The organism is uncultured Marinobacter sp. (assembly GCF_963974375.1).
GTDB lineage: Bacteria > Pseudomonadota > Gammaproteobacteria > Pseudomonadales > Oleiphilaceae > Marinobacter.
This window is the reverse complement of record NZ_CAXBDN010000401.1, coordinates 1-2,395: the sequence shown is the minus strand read 5'-3', so window position 1 is coordinate 2,395 and position 2,395 is coordinate 1. Positions and strand designations below refer to the sequence as shown.

Annotated in this window: 3 protein-coding genes; all 3 read right to left on the bottom strand. The window is 57.4% G+C overall.

The window, feature by feature from the left end:
* Positions 1–91 precede the first annotated feature (91 nt).
* Positions 92–1,108, bottom strand: coding sequence for a hypothetical protein (locus AAC035_RS20665; protein ID WP_339807003.1), 1,017 nt, complete (start codon positions 1,106–1,108; stop codon positions 92–94).
* 173 nt (positions 1,109–1,281) lie between these two features.
* Positions 1,282–2,013, bottom strand: a complete 732-nt coding sequence (locus AAC035_RS20660) for a response regulator transcription factor (protein ID WP_339807002.1) — start codon at positions 2,011–2,013, stop codon at positions 1,282–1,284.
* Positions 2,010–2,395 (bottom strand): ATP-binding protein (locus tag AAC035_RS20655; protein WP_339807001.1); only part of this gene is annotated, 386 nt, incomplete at its 5' end. The genes AAC035_RS20660 and AAC035_RS20655, both read right to left, overlap by 4 nt.

Sequence of the window (2,395 nt, the reverse complement as noted above, 5' to 3'; positions counted from 1 at the left end):
ACACGGATTCATCGTTACGGTCGCTACATTAACCATATTTCCGCCCTCTGGATGCCCGAAACCGGAAAGCGCCCGGGCTCCTCCGCTTGATTCAGTCCCGCACCATGGTCTCCTGGAACCGGTATCGCAGTGCTCCGTGGGCTATCAGATCATGGATAAGGGCCAGCACAAGGGCAGTGCCGGATTCGACAGCGGAATGATGCTGCCCGGACTGTTGCCGAAGGGCATGCTCGGTGGGGTGGCTGATCAGGGGCGGACGATGTACCGGCACACTGGCCATGAACAGATTGTTGCGGGCGCCCAGCAACTCCGAGAGCCACTCGTCAGAATGGGGCGGATGCTCCAGAATCAGAGCAGTCCGGTGATAAACGTCAGCCTGGGAGTTGATCTGTCTGCAGTCGAGCAGTTTTTCCAGTTGATACATCACCAGCAGCGCTGTTCTGGCGCTGTCTTCATGGCGGTTTTCCGCCACTTTCAGCAGGGTGAAAAGCACCTTGTTGATACTTGTGATAGCGGTGTCAGTGCGGCTGCTTTCTGTCTCATCCAGCCAGGCCCATACTCTTTCCAGGGAGAACGTTTGAAGTGGCGGCCACTGATGTTCCTGCGAGGCTTTGAGGGCACCGTAAAAAATTCTGGAATCGTAATTCTGCGCTTCATACTTGTGGGCCCCTTCGCCAGCAAACCGGGTATTCAGAAGCTGGATGGCGCCGGGTTTGATCAGATTGACTGCTATCACCAGTTGCTGAATAAACATGGTGGCCACCTGATAACCTTCTTCCTCTGAAGGGCCATGATCCTCGGCGGCGACGGTAACTGATAGCCCGGCGCTGATGGCCATGGCAGGATCATCCACATGGGCCAGTTGATGCGCGGAGAAGGAGCCGGATTGGTCCCTGGCCTTTGACATTGCGGCCATCAGTTCGCTGGCATCCAGGCTTATACGATAGCAATCGGCGGGGGCGCCGAACTTGCCCAGAGTCTTGAAGGACAGATCCACGAAAAAGGCATTGGCCCGGTCCCAGAACTCGATGATTTCCTGTGTTTCCTGTTCATTACCCGGCGGAATTGCGCTGCCGACCTGCAACTGAACGGTTATCGATGACGTCATGGATAACTTCCTCCTGTATGCGTTCACTGGGGCCCGGGTTCGTGCCGACTGGCATCCCGGTAGGGGTTTGGCACTTTGTGTGACACCCGGTTCCTTGCGCCGGTTTCTCTACCTGATTACTTTAGCAGCAATACCCGAATGACGCCGTTCTTGCTGTTCAGCCCCGATTCAACTCAGGGCCCGGCAGCACTTTCCAGAAAACGGTAGCCAACGCCAGGCTCTGTCTGGATATAGTTCTGCTCGGTCGGGTCATCGCCCAGTTTCTGTCTGAGCCTGCCGATGAGGATTCGCAGGTAATGCGTATCCCCGGTATGAGTGGGCCCCCAGATGTCCTTCAGCAGCTGCGACTGGGTGACGATTTTCCCCGACGCCAGCATCAGAACCTTCAGCACCGCGAACTCCTTTGGGGTAAGCCGGACCGGTTCGCCGTTTACCGTGATCTTTCGCATGGCGAGGTCAATGTGCAACACACCATCGTCGAAGATCACCGCAGCCGCCGTCACGCTTCCGCGGTTGCGTTCCTGGTTGCGCAGCTGCGTTCTGACCCGGGCCAGCAGCTCATCCACACCGAATGGCTTGGTCACGTAGTCGTTGGCACCCAGGTCAAGTGCCTTTACTTTTTCCAGCTCCCGATCCCGGACCGACAGAATAATGACCGGAGCTGACGACCATTCCCGCAAAGCGGCGAGGACATCAGCACCATCCATGTCCGGCAACCCAAGATCAAGTATCACGAGATCGGGTGAGTGGCGGGCGCATAATCCCAGCCCGGTCTCGCCATTGTCGGCTTCCAGTAGTTCATAGCCTTCGGTTTTCAGGCTGATTCTGAGGAAATGCCGAATCTGCGGCTCATCATCGATGATCAGAATGCAGGGCTTTTCCCGGAGTTGGGTTGGTGCAGTCATTCACTGGGTTCCCCATTGGATTCCTGGTCAGGTGATTCGCTCAGGGGCAGGGCTATTTCAATGGTTGCGCCCTGGCCATGCGGTCCCGTCAGCGCCCGGATACGTCCGCCATGGGCTGCAACCATGCCATGACAGATGGCCAGGCCAAGACCGCTGCCATGGGGGCCGCGATCACCTTCGCCACCGGTAAAGAACATGTCGAAGACCTGGCTTCGCTGGCTTTCGGGAATGCCGGGGCCTTCATCGGAAATCGCAATAATGAGCTCTTCCTTGTCCCGCCAGGCCCGGATGCTCAGGGTTGATCCGTCCGGTGCGAATTTTGCCGCGTTTTCCAGCACGTTGACCAGCGCTTGCTCGATCAGGGCAGGGTGCACGAAGAGCA